Source organism: Streptomyces sp. 796.1 (assembly GCF_047525675.1).
Classification (GTDB): Bacteria; Actinomycetota; Actinomycetes; order Streptomycetales; family Streptomycetaceae; genus Streptomyces.
Genome location: NZ_JBLIWA010000020.1, coordinates 81,986 through 95,899, shown reverse-complemented (window position 1 = coordinate 95,899; position 13,914 = coordinate 81,986). Strand labels below are relative to the sequence as shown.

Annotated in this window: 17 protein-coding genes and 1 pseudogene; 12 read left to right on the top strand and 6 right to left on the bottom strand. The window is 69.8% G+C overall.

Annotated elements, in window-relative coordinates:
- Position 1: 1 nt before the first annotated feature.
- The gene (locus ACMA1D_RS15915) at positions 2-571 is read right to left on the bottom strand and encodes a cysteine hydrolase (RefSeq protein ID WP_414724624.1); all 570 of its coding nucleotides are present in this window, start codon (positions 569-571) and stop codon (positions 2-4) included.
- A 25-nt stretch (positions 572-596) separates the two neighbouring features.
- On the bottom strand, positions 597-1,670 hold the full coding sequence (locus ACMA1D_RS15910) for a helix-turn-helix domain-containing protein (protein ID WP_414724650.1): 1,074 nt from the start codon (positions 1,668-1,670) through the stop codon (positions 597-599).
- Between the two features lie 273 nt (positions 1,671-1,943).
- Between ACMA1D_RS15910 and ACMA1D_RS15905 the strand changes: the two genes are divergently transcribed.
- Genes ACMA1D_RS15905 through ACMA1D_RS15865 form a run of 9 tightly spaced genes read left to right on the top strand, consistent with a single transcriptional unit; the run spans position 1,944 to position 9,321 of the window.
- Positions 1,944-2,411 (top strand): NUDIX hydrolase, encoded by a 468-nt coding sequence (locus ACMA1D_RS15905; protein ID WP_414724623.1) that lies wholly within the window; start codon positions 1,944-1,946, stop codon positions 2,409-2,411.
- A 3-nt stretch (positions 2,412-2,414) separates the two neighbouring features.
- Positions 2,415-3,062: a hypothetical protein gene (locus ACMA1D_RS15900; RefSeq protein WP_414724622.1), complete on the top strand. Its 648-nt coding sequence runs from the start codon at positions 2,415-2,417 to the stop codon at positions 3,060-3,062.
- Complete coding sequence (locus tag ACMA1D_RS15895; protein ID WP_414724621.1) at positions 3,059-4,858, top strand: DUF4254 domain-containing protein; 1,800 nt, start codon at positions 3,059-3,061, stop codon at positions 4,856-4,858. The genes ACMA1D_RS15900 and ACMA1D_RS15895 overlap by 4 nt, the downstream gene beginning before the upstream one ends.
- A 47-nt stretch (positions 4,859-4,905) precedes the next feature.
- Positions 4,906-5,481, top strand: coding sequence for a phosphoribosyltransferase family protein (locus ACMA1D_RS15890; protein ID WP_414724620.1), 576 nt, complete (start codon positions 4,906-4,908; stop codon positions 5,479-5,481).
- Entirely contained in the window at positions 5,478-6,635 is a 1,158-nt protein-coding gene (locus tag ACMA1D_RS15885; RefSeq protein WP_414724619.1) for a glycosyltransferase family 9 protein, read from the top strand. The genes ACMA1D_RS15890 and ACMA1D_RS15885 overlap by 4 nt, the downstream gene beginning before the upstream one ends.
- A complete protein-coding gene (locus ACMA1D_RS15880; protein WP_414724618.1) occupies positions 6,632-7,768 on the top strand; it encodes a hypothetical protein in 1,137 nt (378 codons plus the stop codon). Before ACMA1D_RS15885 ends, ACMA1D_RS15880 begins: the two co-directional genes overlap by 4 nt.
- Complete coding sequence (locus tag ACMA1D_RS15875) at positions 7,753-8,514, top strand: SDR family NAD(P)-dependent oxidoreductase (protein WP_414724617.1); 762 nt, start codon at positions 7,753-7,755, stop codon at positions 8,512-8,514. Before ACMA1D_RS15880 ends, ACMA1D_RS15875 begins: the two co-directional genes overlap by 16 nt.
- Positions 8,507-9,121: a histidine phosphatase family protein gene (locus tag ACMA1D_RS15870; RefSeq protein ID WP_414724616.1), complete on the top strand. Its 615-nt coding sequence runs from the start codon at positions 8,507-8,509 to the stop codon at positions 9,119-9,121. Before ACMA1D_RS15875 ends, ACMA1D_RS15870 begins: the two co-directional genes overlap by 8 nt.
- 38 nt (positions 9,122-9,159) lie before the next feature.
- Complete coding sequence (locus tag ACMA1D_RS15865) at positions 9,160-9,321, top strand: hypothetical protein (protein WP_414724615.1); 162 nt, start codon at positions 9,160-9,162, stop codon at positions 9,319-9,321.
- 122 nt (positions 9,322-9,443) lie between these two features.
- Here the strand turns inward: ACMA1D_RS15865 and ACMA1D_RS15860 are convergent, their stop codons facing one another.
- The 3 genes from ACMA1D_RS15860 to ACMA1D_RS15850 are packed head-to-tail and all read right to left on the bottom strand — an operon-like array spanning position 9,444 to position 10,431.
- Positions 9,444-9,959: a hypothetical protein gene (locus tag ACMA1D_RS15860; protein WP_414724614.1), complete on the bottom strand. Its 516-nt coding sequence runs from the start codon at positions 9,957-9,959 to the stop codon at positions 9,444-9,446.
- A complete protein-coding gene (locus tag ACMA1D_RS15855; protein WP_414724613.1) occupies positions 9,956-10,267 on the bottom strand; it encodes a hypothetical protein in 312 nt (103 codons plus the stop codon). Before ACMA1D_RS15855 ends, ACMA1D_RS15860 begins: the two co-directional genes overlap by 4 nt.
- Entirely contained in the window at positions 10,267-10,431 is a 165-nt protein-coding gene (locus ACMA1D_RS15850; RefSeq protein WP_414724612.1) for a hypothetical protein, read from the bottom strand. Before ACMA1D_RS15850 ends, ACMA1D_RS15855 begins: the two co-directional genes overlap by 1 nt.
- A 339-nt stretch (positions 10,432-10,770) precedes the next feature.
- On the opposite strand from ACMA1D_RS15850, the gene ACMA1D_RS15845 reads away from it, so the two are divergent.
- From ACMA1D_RS15845 to ACMA1D_RS15835, 3 genes and pseudogenes are all read left to right on the top strand, one after another.
- Entirely contained in the window at positions 10,771-11,595 is an 825-nt protein-coding gene (locus ACMA1D_RS15845) for a helix-turn-helix domain-containing protein (protein WP_414724611.1), read from the top strand.
- Entirely contained in the window at positions 11,592-11,795 is a 204-nt protein-coding gene (locus tag ACMA1D_RS15840) for a DUF397 domain-containing protein (RefSeq protein WP_414724610.1), read from the top strand. The genes ACMA1D_RS15845 and ACMA1D_RS15840 overlap by 4 nt, the downstream gene beginning before the upstream one ends.
- A gap of 218 nt (positions 11,796-12,013) precedes the next feature.
- Positions 12,014-12,424 (top strand): annotated as a pseudogene (locus tag ACMA1D_RS15835) (XRE family transcriptional regulator); the annotation flags it as partial.
- Between the two features lie 36 nt (positions 12,425-12,460).
- Here ACMA1D_RS15835 and ACMA1D_RS15830 read toward each other — a convergent pair.
- Positions 12,461-13,903 carry a glutamate decarboxylase gene (locus ACMA1D_RS15830; RefSeq protein WP_414724609.1) on the bottom strand — a complete coding sequence of 481 codons (1,443 nt, stop codon included), beginning with the start codon at positions 13,901-13,903 and terminating at the stop codon, positions 12,461-12,463.
- Between the last annotated feature and the right edge of the window lie 11 nt (positions 13,904-13,914).

Genomic DNA, 13,914 nt, shown 5'->3' with positions numbered 1-13,914 from the left:
GCTATTCCAACACCGGGGCCCCGGCGTACGCAGTGAGTTGGTCGATCACGTGGTCGCTGGTGACGAGTTGGCCGGTTCCGATCAAGCGGCGGGCGACGAGGAGGCCGGCGTCGTGGACGTCGGGGCCGGCGTCGCTGGCGCAGGCGTCGGTGACGATCCAGGGTGCGTAGCCGTGCTCGAAGGCGTCGGCTGCGGACTTCAGGACACAGCTCTCGGTGGCGATCCCGCAGAAGACGAGGTCGGTCCAGGCGGCCCGGCGGATCAGTCCGGAGGCTTCTGGGGTGAGGAGCGTGTACCCGGTCTTGTCGACGATCGCGTGTGCGTGGGCGGCAGCCTCGGTGAGTTCGGGGACGATGTCGGTCTCGGGCGCCTCTTGGAGCCGGTGCCACTGGAAGAAGCGCTCATAGGGGCTGTCCGGGTAGTTGAAGTACCGGGTGAAGATCACGGGTCGGCCGGCGGTGGACCACTGGGCGATCAGGTTGGAGACCGCGGGCACGGCGTGGCGGCTGTGGTGGTTGACGAAGCCGTTCTGCATGTCGATCACGACCAGCGCGGCGTTGCCGATGTCCATCCGTTGTCTCTCCTGCCCCGTGTGTTCAGTCGACGCTCTCGCGTAGAGCGTCCTGTGCGGCGCGCAGCCGCTCGGCCAGTCCGCTGGTCTTCATGATGGCCTCCCGCATCAGGACGTGCTGAGCGGTCTCCTGGGCCCGGGCGGTGGTGAGGCGGGAGGAGGCGGCTCGCAGGAAGCGCCAGCCGTACTGCTCGGGCATGGAAGGGTCCCGACCGTCCTCGATCATCTGCTGGATCTGGCGGGTGAAGCACCACAGGGCCTGGACGGCCAGTTCGCAGCTGACCAGTTCGTCGATGGTGAGGCTGCGCTCACGGGAATGGGAGGCGTAGGCGACGCCGGACCAGCCGGCGTAGGCGGTGGAGACTCCTCGTACGCCGAAGGACACGATGTCAGGGTGGTCGAAGCCGGTGGCGAGTAGCGACTCCTCGACCGTGCCACCCAGAGGCGCGGGCCCGCCAGGAGCGCCGCGGTCGACCAGAACAGAGGGAGTGGACAAGAGGCGCAGGGCGGTGTCGTAGGCATGGCCGGCCCAGGGGCCCGAGGTGAGCCAGTACAGGGACAGGACGTACTCGGGGTTGGGGACGCTGCCGTGGTCCTCGCCCAGGAGGTCACGGAGTTCGTCCCGTGCCCAGGGCAGGTCGCAGGCGTACGAGCGGTAACGCCAGACGGCGAGGTCGGTGAGCGCGGCGGGCTCGTGCGGTTGGACGAGGTGGAAAACGGCGACCCCGCACGCGAAGACGTGCAGGACGCAGTCCAGTGCTTCGGGGTGGCCGACGCGGGCTGAGGAGGACTCCAGCCACTGGTCGTCCGCGCTCGGAGTCATGTGTGCGCGGAGCCGGCTGGCGCACTCGATGCCGATGAAGACCGGCAGGAACTTGTGGGAGTCGACTTCGATCCGGCCTGTGCCGGGCGGCGCGGCGTCGTTCGTTCCCAGCGCCGCCGCGAACCGCGCCTGCGCGTCGTTCGACGCGCGGTCAAGCGCGGTGTCGAGTACGGCCTGGGATTCGGCGCGAGGCTGGTAACTCGCCCCACCACCCTCCCAGTTCGACACGGTGCGGTCGCTGACACCCAAGTAGGCGGCGAAGTCCCGCAGGCTCATGCGCAGGGCGTCGCGTAGCAGGCGAGCTTCCCGGCCGGACCATCGCTGCACCGTGACCACCGTCGTCCCCCCTGTCCGCCACTGGTGGGACGCCGAAGCGACCAGTGTGGCCAACCCCGTTCGGCATCGCTGCAGCACTGTTGCAGCACCCGTGCGTCACGCTCCGCGACCAGTGTGCACCATGCTGTATTCGCGAGCCGGGGAAAGTGGTGACCGTCGAAAAGTGCCCCTCGGCTGGTTCTCTCCGGTTCCAGATCAGAAGGAGCAAACGGCATGACCGACATCGTCAAGCGCAACGCCCGCGCCATCCTCCTCGACGGCGACGAACTCGTCCTCATCAAGCGCACCAAGCCCGGCAGGGAACCGTACTGGGTAACCGTCGGCGGAGGGGTCGAGGCGGACGACGCGACCATCGAGGCGGCCCTGCACCGCGAGGTGTTCGAGGAACTGGGCGGCAAGCTGGAGCGCGCCGAGCTCGTCCACCTGATCACCGACGAGTTGGAGGGTGGCATCGGAGTCCAGCACATCTTCGCCGCGCGCCTGGAGTCCATGGACCTGGCCACACGGACGGGGACGGAGTTCGCCAAGCCGGAGCGGGGCGGGTACGAGGCGGTCCGGGTGCCCTTCACCGCCCGGGCCGTTCGCGAGCTGAACCTGATGCCGCCGGAGCTCGCCGAGTTCATCGCCGCGAACACGGACGCGATCGTCTCCGTCCTCGACACCCCGATCCGCGAGGCGTGAGCTATGGCGCAGGCCCCGGACTTCGTCAGCCTCAACGGCCCTGACAACGTGGGCAAGACGACCCATCTGGTGCGGCTAGCCGGGCGCTGGGACGGCTTCCAGCCGCTGGGCGCGGTCCACGAGCACGACCCCGAGCCGTGGGCGCGGGTTGCCGCCGGCGACTACGCCCGGTGGTGGTTCGAGATATCCACGACCGTCGAGCTCACCGAGATGCTGCTCGCCGGCCACGCCAAGCGGGCCTCCGCCCATGAGGCCGGGCGCACGGGGCTGCTCGACCGGGGCCTGCCCATGCTCCTCGCCGTAGCCACCGCGACCTGCGCGGTCAAGGACGGGCTGACGGTCGGCGAGGCGTTCAACACCGTGGCGGGCATCGCAGGTTCGCGAGCCACGGCACCGGAGACCTCGATCCTCCTGCTGCCATCCCTCGACGCCGAACGCAGCTACGCCATCACCAGCGCCCGCGAGGGGCGCCCCTGGACCGGGATCTACCCGGCCTACCAGAAGACGCTGCACGCGGTCCTGCTCCACCAAGCCGACCACGGCGCGTACACCGCGGTCGTGGACTGCGAGGACCGCTCACTGGACGACATCCACGCCGACGTACTCGGCCACGTCGGCCTCCCCCGACCCACCGACGGGAGTCCCCGATGACCCAGAACTCCCCGCCCCTGGTCCTTCCACCTGGTCTGTCCCGGGCCATGGCCACGCTCCAGGACAAGGACCGGCGCCGCCTGGACGACGCCGTCACCCGGCTCCACACCGTCAACGGGCGTCTGTGGGACACCGAGGACCGGGTGCGCGGCGCGTTACTATCCGCCGCCCAAGTCGCCGACTGCAAGCGGGAGATCGACCAGCTCAACGCCGAACGCAACGCGCTCGCCGAGCGGGCCGACGAGATCCTCGGTTCGCTGGCGGACGCGGGCCGCGCCGACGCGCCGCTGCACACCGAGACGCTCGCCTCCGTCGTCGACCGCCTGTCGGTCCTGACGCTGCGGATTTGGCACGGCGAGCGGGCTGCGGCCCGGGACGAGCTGGCCCGTCGACGTGTCCCAGCCCTCCATGGTCAGCGGGAGGAACTGTGCGCCGCCCTCGACGCGCTGGTCTGCGATGTTGCCGCTGGCCGCCGCCGGCTTCCCGTACCGGCCCGCTTCAAGCTGTACGGCCGGGCCGGCAACGCCCCAGCGCAGATCAAGCCGAGTCGGCGTCTGCGCCGGGTCCTCGCCTTCGGCGGGCTCAGCGAATGCGGCAAGAGCACCAGCGCCGAGTTCGTCCAGCGCACGTGCGGTGCCCAGCGCCTCAAGATCGGGTTCCTGCTGCGGCAGGCGGCTCACCGGGAGGGTCTTGCGGACCCGTACGCGCTGTCGGCCCGTCGTCAGGCCGAACTGCTGCTCGGCGAACTGAACCGCTTCGCGGACGGCCACGTCGACACGAAGTTGTTCACCATCGAATCCGTCCACGACGACGCCTCGATCGCCGAGCTCAAGCAGCTCATGGGCGACAAGCTCCAGACCGTCTACCTGGACGCCTCCTTCGCCGTACGCGTCGAGCGGTCCGGGACATCGGCCCAGGCCGTCGCCGCGAAGGACGAGATCAAGATGAGCCGCGGCGCCCACCAAGTGGCCGCGCTCGCCGACCACGTGATCGACAACACCAGCAGCATCGTCGCGCTACGCGCCCACCTCCGGCGCATCGCTGCCCCGCCCACTGCCACGGCGCTGCGCGTGGCCACCCCGTACGGGCTAGGCCTGCCAGCCGCCGTCGCCTCGGCGACAGCCGACTTCACCGACGCGGTACGGGCATACGGCCCCGGCGTACGGCTGGTCGCCCTGACCGGCAGTCCAGGAGAGGGCAACTGGATCGCCGGCTGGTCGGACCTGGACCTGCTCGTGGTCGCCGAGCACGAGGCCATCGGCCAGGTCCACGAGGCTCTGGAGCAGTACCGGACGGCCCTGAACGGCGCGGCCTCCCTCGGTCCCACGCTCGTCACCCCCGGCGAACTGACCGCCCGGCGCCTCACCCCGCGCCTGGAGTTCGTTCTTCACCAGCTCCAGCAGGGCAGCCCCGTCCTGCATACCGCACCCGGCTTCGAACTGCCGACGAGCAGTCGAGACGAGCTCGCGTTCGCCGCCGTCCGGGAGGTTCCTCAGGTCATCCTGACCATGCGCCGCCTGCGCGCCGACGCGGGGCCGGCCACCCTGCGGCAGCTCTACAAGCACCTCGTGCTTGCCTGCCGCCTCCTCCTGCGTGAGCACAACCAGTGGGAGTCCGGACCCGACCGGATCCTGACTGCGGCGTCCTGCATGCCGGGCCTGTCCGTCGTGTCGGTGCCCTCCCTGGCCGAGGTCTCCAGTGCCTGGCGCGACGGCGACGCTGAGCTCGTGCTCAAGCCCGTCTGCGCGGCTGTCGACCAGCTCCTCTCCTGGTACGCCGCCCAGCTCGCCGCCTGAGCGACCTCCCTCTCCTTCCTTGTTCTCCGTCCGACAGGAGCCTGGCCATGCCCGAAACCATCACCCTGCCGTCCTTCTCCGCCCGGATCGTCGAGCGTCTCAGCGTCGGAGCCACGAGCCGCCGCGAGCGCGTCATCCACTCCCTGGACGGCCTGGAGGCCCCGGTCCACCCCGACGCTCTCGCCTGCACCGGAGCCGGCCTCTGGCGTCTACTCCGGGCGCAGGTGCCGGACGGACTCACCTCCGTGGACTTCCTGCTCGGCCTGGACGCCGGCGGCATCCTGCCGACCGTCTCCCTCGCTGGCGCCGCCCGCCTCCCGTACAAGATCGCCTGGAAGCTTCACCTCCCCCTCGACGGCGCGGTCCGTTTCAGCGAGCCCCACGCGATGCGCACCAATGTCTTCGCGTACGGCATCGCTCCCGGCCAGCGCATCGTCATCGTGGACGACGAGATCACCACCGGCCGGACCCTGGCCGACCTCGCCCGCCGCCTCCGGGAGGCCGGCGCCGTTCCGCTGGCGGCGGCCTGCCTGGTGGAGGACACCACCCGCGGAGCCCGTGACCTGCTCACCGAGCTCGATCTGCCCCTGGTCTCGCTCACCACGATCGAGGGCGCGGCGTGACAGAGGTCGCTTCGGCGGGGGTCCGGTTCCACCGCGGTTCGCTGGTCGTCCCCGCCGGGGCCGTCCACACCACCCCGCTCGGGTACGACCGGGACAGCGTTCCCGTCGGCGCGCCGCTGCCGCTCGCCGCCTCGGCCGAACTCGTCCACCGTCTGAGCGGGTGCGGCGAGGTCGTGGTGGCCTTCGAGGGGAAGCTCGGCGACTCCCTCCTCGCGCTGTCGGGGGTCCGCGCGGTCCTCGACTGGCTGCGGCTGCGGTCGGTTCGCGTGGCTGTCCGAGCGGTCGGTCCGTACATGGGGCTGATCGCCCGCACCGGGCTGACCACGCGGCCTCAGGCCACTGCGCCCAGCGGCCGGCGGGCCGTGATCGGCGACCGCGCGGGAATCGAGGCCCACGGCTCCGAAGCGGCGGTGAACCTGGTTCTCGACCCGGCCACCCCGCCCTGCTGCTCGACCGACGGCCGTGCCCACCCGGGCCTGCCCGCCCGCCACTACCTGGCCCTGGAGCGCCGCCTCGGAATCCGCCTGCCCGGCACGGCACCCTTCGCTCCCACCCTCGCGACCGGGCCGAACAACCTCGTGGAAGAACTGCGCTCGATGGGCTGGCTCGGCTGCCTGACCCTCGCCGCCATCACCGCCACCAGTTGGCCGGAACGCAAGGACTACACCGCCCAGCGCTACATCACCCTGGCCGAGCACATCGCCGTGACCCACCAGGCCCAGGCCCGGCTACTGCTCATCGGTGGCAACCCGGGCGACGGGCTCCGCGTCACCGCGGAGGCTCCCCGGCGCCATGTGCAGGTGCTCCACCTCGACGGGATGCCGGCCGACGGCCTCGCCGACCTCTTCCCGCACTGCCATCTCATCGTCGGCAACGACACCGGCCTCACCCACCTCGCCGCAATGGCCCAAGGCCGGGACGGAAGCTCCCCGCCCGTCATCGGCTTGTACGCGCGCCACAGCCACAGCAAGTGGCGCACCGGCCTGCCGCACCACCACGCCGTCGCCACCGACCTGTCCGACCGCATGCACCAGGGCGACCTCTGCCCCGTCCGCGACGCCATCGCCCCGGACACGGACATTCACATGGACGCCTTCCCGCCCGCCGCGCTGGCCCAGGTCTGCCTCGACCTGCTCGACGGGGTGAGGTCGTGATCTTCCAGCCTCTCCTTCGGCTGGGGCCGGTACGGCGCTTCACCCGCAACCTGCTCTGCTCCGTCGACCTCCTCGGCCGCCCGCTGCTGCTGAAGTACACCCGCGATGTGGTCGAGGCCCGTGAGGAGTTTCGCGGCCACGCCCGCCTGGCCCGGCACTACCGCATCCCCGCCCTGCACGCCCACTTCCGCGTGCCGGGCGGGCACCTCTTCGCGTACGAACGCCTCCCTGGGGGCGCCGACCAGGGCCTCCTGCTCGACCTCCTCAACGCGGACGAGCCGGGCGGCGACCTTGGCACCCACATGGACGAGCTCACGGCCGCGTACCGCGAGGTCATCCTGGCGACGGCATGGCCGGCCGGTCCGGCGCATGTCGTCCGCAAGCTGTACTGGGACCGCGCGGCGCCCGGCGGCCGACTCGACACGTACTACGCCGGCAACGACTTCCTCATCGCCGACGGCCTCATCGACATCCCGGTCTCCCGCCTCAACACCTACACCCTGAAGATCAACGGCCGCCGGCACCCCCTGGATTGGGCCGCCTCACTCCGCTGGCTGCGCGCTCACTACGCCACGGCCGAGCCGGTCTGGGCGGCCCTCACCCAGGGCGACCCCACCGACGTCAATCTCGCCCATCCGCTCGCCTGGTTCGACTACGACACCGCCGGGATGAACAGCATCCCCGGCGAGTTCGCCAACTTCCTCTGGTACGCCTCCGCCCTCGGCGGCTGGCTCGTCCCCACGTACAACCCCGCCGCCTTCGCCGACCACCCCGCCACCTTCAACCACGTCCCGTCCAACACCCCCGAGATCCGGCGAGCGGACGTCGACCACGCCACGAGCACCATCCACATCGACTACGTCCCGCGCCTCTCGGCACCCCGACGAACGGCCGTGACCGCGTACTGGAACCAACTCGTACAACCAGTCGCGGACCGTCTCTGGCCCGGCGTGAACCTGGCGAACCTGCTCCGCCCCTACCTCGCCATGCGCATCCTCGGCGTCTACAACCTGGCCAACCTCGCACCCGAGGACCGGCTCATCTTGCTCGCCCGGCTCGCCGAGGCCATGAGCCCCGCCTTCGACCCGACCGCCTACTTCTGCCCACTGGAGTGGCCATGCCCGGCCCCCTGAACGGCCGTACCGCCCTGGTCACGGGAGCCACAGGCGGCCTCGGCTCGGCCATCGCCCGACGCCTCGCCGCCGACGGCGCCACCGTCGTCCTCGCCCATCTCGACGACGACCAGGCCGCAGCCGAACTCGCCACCCACATCACCGACAGCGGCGGCACGGCCGTCCCTCTGAAAGCCGACCTCCGCGAGGACGAGGCCGTACGTGCCCTCTGCCACCAAGCCCTTGACGCACTCGGCCCGATCAACATCCTGATCAGCAACGCCGGCGCCTACCCCCGCCGGCCATGGAGGGAGACGACACCGGCTCGCTGGGACGACGCCCTGGCCACCAACCTGACCAGCCACTACCTCCTCACCCACGAACTCACCCCCGCCATGACGGCCACCGGCTGGGGCCGGATCATCACCATTGGCTCCGTCCTCGCCACGGCAGGCCGCCACGACCTCGCCGGCTACATCAGCGCCAAGGCCGGCCTCGAAGGACTCACCCGCGCCCTCGCCCGCGAACTCGGCCCCGCCGGCATCACCGCGAACTGCGTCGCCCCCGGCTCCATCCGCGTCCCCGCCGAGGACACCGTCGTCGAAGACCCGCAGGCGATGACCGTCCGCCAACTCGCCCGCCAGTGCGTCCAGCGCCGGGGCCGCCCAGAAGACGTCGCCGCGGCCGTCGCCTTCCTCGCCACCGACGAGGCCGGCTTCATCACCGGCCAGACCCTGCGCGTCGACGGAGGCTGGATCCTTGGCTGACATCTGGCTCATGCGCCACGGCGCCTACGAAGGCCACCGCCCCGGCTACCACGCCCCGTACGAGGCTGTTCTCACGCAGGAGGGCCGTGACCAGGTGCGCCGTTCCCTCCCGCTCCCCGAGGGCATCACCGCGATCGTCACCAGCCACATCCCCCGAGCCCGCCAAACCGCAACCCTCGTCTCGCGCCTCACGGGCTTGCCGATCGTCGCCACCTCCGGCCTCCTCGCCGAATGGCGAGCCCCGAGCATCGTCCTCGGCTGCACCGCCGAGACCTACCCGCCGGCCTACCGTGCCTGGCGATCCCGCCGCATCGCCAACCCCTCCCTACGCTGCGAAGACGGCGAAAGCCTCACCGACCTCCACACCCGCGCCCGCCACTGCGCCGCCTACCTCCACCACACTGCCGGACGCCACGGCCCCCTCTTGGCCGTCTCTCACACCCTGTTACTGGGCGTCCTCACCCACCTTCGAGAGGGCCCCGCCGCCTTCACCTTCGCCGTGAAGACCCCATGGCAGTTCGCCGAGCTTCGGCTTCTGCCTGCCGTGACGGGTGGCACCCCGGCCATCAGCGATCTGCCCAGGGGCGCCGATGGCCGCACCCCGTAGCGCGCAGGGAATTTACTTGTCGGCTCACCACGAGGCGGTTGCTGCGGGTCACCGGCGACGAACCGGTGACCCGCTACCTCATCCGCATCTCCGTCGACCGCAAACCCGAGCCGCCCAACGCCTACTACCGAGTCCACCCACTCACCTGGGACGAACTCGACCTCACCGCCACATGCGGCGCAGCGCCGAGGTGGCGCTAGGTACGGGTACAGCCCGCGGCGACTGTCACGAGCCGGCGCGGTTCACCCAGCACCAGCAGGCCGGAAGATACGCATCGCGCGGCGACGGCCTGCGCAGCACCAGCCGACCGAACGTCTTCGCACTACCCCTCGCGGCGGCGCTTGGTGGGTTGGGGCATGCCTTCGACGAGGAGGGCGGGTTCGACGGCGAGGAGGCGGGTGCGGAGGGCGTGGACGAGGGCGACGCGTTCGAGGTTTTCGACCGCTGACCATTCGACGTCGACTTCGTCGCGGGGGAGGCTCGCGAAGGCGTCTTCGGGGGCGCTGCCGCCGTCCAGGATGAAGGCGAGTTCTTCGTCTTGTTCGCCCTCGATGGCGGGTTGCTGATCGACGGCGAGGAGGGCAGGTTCCTTGGGCAGCGTGATGCCGAGCGCGTCGGCGACGCGGCGGGCGGCGGCAGGGATCGACTCCCCGGGCCGCACGATCACCCCGGGTGGGCAGCTCCAGCCGTCGCGTACGACCTGGAGTACGCGGGGCCACATGCCAAGGGGTGCGAAGTACTTGGGGTTTTCGACCGGGCAGCGGATGAGGAGGAAGACCCAGATTTCGCGGTGGGGGTTGGGTGAGTGGGGGGCGTTGAGGGGGTGTACGAGTTTCACGCGGCTTCGCTTCCGTGGGTGAGGGTTTGCAGTCCGGCGCAGGATTGGGGCGCGCGGTCGTCGAGGGTGATGAGTCCGTACGCGGCCCGGCCGTCGGTCCAGCACCAGCCTTCGACGGTCTCGTACTCGACGCGGTGCCGGTTGGGGCACAGGACGTTGCTGCGCAGGGCTTCGGGGTCGAACATCGACTCCTGGTACGCGTCGTGGAACTCGACGTCCGTCACGGGAGACCACGTGCCGTCCTCACCGAAGCTGAGGAAGAAGCGGAGGGGGGTGCCCATGACGAGTACGCGGTGGGTGCCGTCCATCAAGCGTCCCCGTTCGGCGCGGGGTTGAGGCTGGATGTGGGTGTCGGATTGGGCGTGGAGGTGGGCTGGTTGCGGTGCTTCGGGCAGCGGCAGGGCGGCCAGGCGCCGGTTACCACCTCGCGGAAGGCGTCGGCACATGTCTGGTCGCTGTCGACGGAGGTCACGGTGACGACCGTGGCTTCCGGGTCGGGTGGCCCGCTTTCGCCTGGGCGGCGGCGATATACGCGCAACCTCATCAGATGTTCCATGGACTTGGCCTCCCCACCACACGGTGGCTAGTTACTTGGTCCTGCACTGGCGGAGGCTTGGTCGGCAGGGCGTATCGCTCAAGAGCGCGCCCCTCAAGGCAAGAACTGCTCAACTCTGATCGCAGATCCATCCCTTGCCGGCCAATCAATTGCCTCTCACCAGCAAACGCCTGCAACCCGCCTAACGGTGAGCTTGAATTCAGTTCCCTCAAGGGGTGAGCCGAAGACCGGCGAGAGAAATAGGAGGTCACGCGCATGGATGACACGAGCCCTCAGTTGACCTTGAGCCCACTCGAACACTTCGGTCACGACGTACGTAAGGTGCGGGAGGGTCGCAAGATCACGCAGAAAGCGCTGGGTAAGGCCACCGGCTACTCGGAGTCCTACGTCTCCAAGGTCGAAGCCGGGGTACTCATGCCCAGCCGGAAGTTCGCCGAAGGTCTCGACCGAGTGTTCGGCACGAACGGCCTGTACGTGAGCTTGCTAGCGCGGCTGGATGAGTCTTCGGCACCGAGCTGGTTCATCCCGTACCTACGGCGGGAAGCGGAAGCGGAAGCGATCATGGACTTCTCAACCGCCACACTCATGGGGTTGGTGCAGACTCCCGAGTACGCGCGCGCGATCTTCCGCGCCGGCTTCCCGCGAGCCACAGACGAGGAGATCGAACGCGAGGTTGCGAAGCGAATGCTGCGGCAAAGCACTCTGGCGCGCCCCAACGCCCCGACGACGTGGCTTATCCTCCATGAATCGTGCCTGAGAACCGTCGTAGGTGGACCAGACGTCATGGCGAGTCAGCTCGAATCCCTGACGAGCATCGCGAAACATCCCGCCATGGACATTCAGGTTCTTCCTTTTACAGCGGGAGCACACGCGGCGCACATCGCCGCCTTCACGATCCTCCGCTCGGCCACCGGTGAGTTGGCGACGCACATGGACGACGTTGTCGGCGGGCGGCTGTTCACTGAGGGCCCGGCGGTCGAAAAGACAGTGGAAGCGTACGAACGGTTGCGGGCGCACGCCCTGGCGCCCGATGCTTCACTAGAGATCATCAGCAACCTCGCGAAGGAGTACGAGACATGACAGGCATTCGATGGGTCAAGTCGAGCTACAGCGGCTCCAACGGGGGGCAGTGCATCGAGTGGGCGCCCGCGCAGGTGGCTGCGACCGGCACCGTGCCCGTCCGCGACAGCAAGAACCCCCAGGGCCCAGCCCTCGCGTTCGGCACCACCGCATGGACCGCGTTCGTCGCAGGCGTAAAGGCCGGCGACTTCAACGCCTGACCCCGCCGCCCCGCACGACAGGCCCCCGACCGCGCTCCCAACCGGTCGGGGGCTTTGGCGTACTAGCTCAACTCACCTGCGCTGTAGCAGATTTGAGTGACCCCCAACCAGAAGGGTCGCGCCTCATGGCCGATGAATGGATCAAGTCGAGCCGCAGCTCCAACGGCGACGAACCCGTCGAGTGGGCCCCCGCTCCGGCCAACCACGCCGTAGGCCCATACGGCGGTGTGTGGTTGTCGCGGTACGAGTTCTACTCGTCGGGGCGGGCGGACACCTTCGAGGGCAAGCACTACGTGGTGATCGTGCAGACGGGTGACCGGCTGACGGCCCGGAGCCTCCCCGGGGCGAGCAGCAATCCCGACAGTCCGCTCTCGCTCGACCTCACGGTCGACGCTTCGGTGGTGACCGGCAGTTGGTCCGAACAGACCGCGTCCGAGGGTTACTACCGGGGCGCCCGCTACCACGGCGCCGTCCAACTGCTGGTGGAGCCTACGGGCCGCCGCATGGCCGGCAAGTGGGTCGGGTTCGGGAAGGACTTCGACGTCAACACCGGGCCCTGGGAACTCCGCCTCGTCGACCCGTCCACCAGCAAAGCGGTACTCCGGCGGTACAGCCGAGCCCCGGAGTAACCCTGCGCCCACGGGCAAGCAACCGCCCCGCACCGCTCAGTGATGGAACCCCGTACGTTCCGCGTCGGTGGGTGGGCCGGCTGCCAGGCGCTTGATGGAGCGGCGCATGTCGTCGGCGAGCAGGGCGATCTGGTCGCGGCCGACCCCGTGCCGGATCAGCACCCGCTGGATCAGCGTGTCGTGGCGGTCAGCCGGCAGCGGATAAGCCGGTACCTGCCAGCCGCGCAAGCGGAGTTGGTCGGATAGGTCGTACAGGCTGAACGGGGAGCCCTGCGGATCGGTGAGCGTGTACGAGACGGCCGGCAGCGCGCCCTTGCCGTCGTAGAGGAGGGTGAACGGGCCCATCTCGGCCACCTGTCCCGCGAGGTACTGCGCGGTGTCGGCACACGCCTGTTGGACGCGGCGGTAGCCGGAGCGGCCGAGCCGTAGGAATGCGTAGTACTGGGCGATGATCTCGCCACCGGGGCGTGAAAAGTTGAGGGCGAAGGTGGGTATCTGGCCGCCGAGGTAGTCCACCTTGAAGATCAATTCGGCCGGTAGCGCCGCCGCGTCCCGCCAGATCGCCCAACCGACACCCAGCGGCGCCAGCCCGTACTTGTGCCCGGAAGCGTTGATCGAGGCGACCCGCTCCAGGCGGAAGTCCCAGACCAGGTCCGGGTGGAGGAACGGGGCGATGAAGCCGCCGCTGGCCGCGTCCACGTGGATGGGAACGTGCCAGCCGCGCTCGGCCTCGATCCGGTCCAGCTCCGCGGCGATGGCGGCGACCGGCTCGTAGTCGCAGGTGAAGGTGACGCCGAGGATCGCGACGACCCCGATCGTGTTCTCGTCCACGTACTCCGCGAGCTGGTGCGGCTGCATCCCGGTCGCCCCCGCCTCCAACGGCACCTGCCGCAGCTCGACGTCGAAGTAGCGGGCGAACTTCTCCCAACAGATCTGTACGGGCCCGGCGACGAGGTTGGGCCGGTCGGTCGGCAGGCCCGCGGCCTCCCGGCGCTTGCGCCACCGCCACTTCAGCGCGAGTCCGCCGAGCATCGCGGCCTCGCTGGAACCGGTGGCCGAGCAGCCTACGGCGCCGGTCGCGCCGTCCGTCGGCCCCGCCCCGCCGTGCGCGCCGCGCGCCCCCTTCGCGCTGCCCGCAGCCGCGGGCGCGTGCCACAGATCGGCCAGGATGTTCACGCAGCGCGCCTCGATCTCGGCGGTCTGCGGGTACTCGTCCTTGTCGATCATGTTCTTGTCGATGCAGTCGTTCATCAGCCGGTGCACCTGGTCCTCCGACCAGGTGGTGCAGAAGGTCGCCAGGTTCTGCGCCGCGTTCCCGTCGAGCAACAGCTCGTTGTGGAGCAGCGCGTACACCACCTCGGGCGGCGCGTGATCGTCCGGCATCCGGTGCTTGGGCAACACGTGCGAGCTCAACGGCGTGGCGAAGACGTCGGTGAACGGGTCCTCCGCGTGCGGGTCCTTGGCTTCGTGCAGGGCCACGGGGCGTCCTT